Origin of the sequence: Mesorhizobium sp. M4A.F.Ca.ET.090.04.2.1 (genome assembly GCF_003999085.1) — a bacterium.
GTDB lineage: Bacteria > Pseudomonadota > Alphaproteobacteria > Rhizobiales > Rhizobiaceae > Mesorhizobium.
Window position 1 is genome coordinate 1 of sequence record NZ_RZOT01000965.1, and the last position, 775, is coordinate 775.

The window sequence follows — 775 nt, forward strand, 5'->3', positions numbered from 1 at the left end:
GCGCATGGTTGCGCTCGACCGGTATCGGGGCGGTTCCCCGGACGATCTGGCAATGATTGCGGACGTTGCTGACGAAGATGATGCCGCAGAGGATATGGAATGAGCGATACGAAATCGGGCGACGACAAGACGTTGAGCGTTACGCCGAAGAAGACCTTGACGCTGAAGCGGCCCGGCATGGAACAGGGCACTGTGCGCCAGAACTTCTCGCACGGCCGCACTAAGGCGGTCGTCGTCGAGACCAAGAAGCGCAAGTTCTCGCTACCCGGCGACAAGCCGGAGCCGGCGGCCGCTCCCGTGTCCGTCTTCACGCCGAAGCCCGTCGCCGCGGCGGCGCCTGCCGTCCAGGAAGCCCCCAAGGCGCCTCCGCCGCCGCCCGAGCGTGGCGGCATGGTGCTCAACGAATTGTCGCGTAGCGAGATGGAAGCCCGCCGCAAGGCGCTGGAAGGCTCCAAGGCGCGCGAGATCGAAGACCGCCAGCGCGCCCAGGAAGAGGCCAAGCGCCGCGCCGAGGAAGAAGAGCGCCGCAAGCGCGAGCGTGAGGACTCCGCGCGCCGCCAGGCCGAGGAAGAGGCGCGGCTACAGACCGAGGCCGAATCCCGGCGCCGTGCCGAGGAAGAGGCTCGCCGGCGTGCACCGCTGGCCGCCGAATTGGCGACGCCGGACGATGAAGAGGACGTCAAGCCGAAGCGTGCCGGCGCCGGCGCTCCCGTGCGCCGCCTGGTCACGCCTGAAGTGGCGCGTCCGGCCAAGCCCACCCAGGGCGAGGAAGACC

Annotated in this window: 1 protein-coding gene and 1 pseudogene; both read left to right on the plus strand. The window is 69.0% G+C overall.

Translation table 11 applies throughout. From position 1 onward, the window contains the following. Positions 1-103: pseudogene (locus tag EN781_RS36065) on the plus strand (DNA-binding protein); the annotation flags it as partial. After that, positions 100-775: translation initiation factor IF-2 associated domain-containing protein (locus EN781_RS33520; RefSeq protein ID WP_189347991.1), on the plus strand; the 676-nt coding region annotated here is incomplete at its 3' end. The pseudogene EN781_RS36065 and the gene EN781_RS33520, both read left to right, overlap by 4 nt.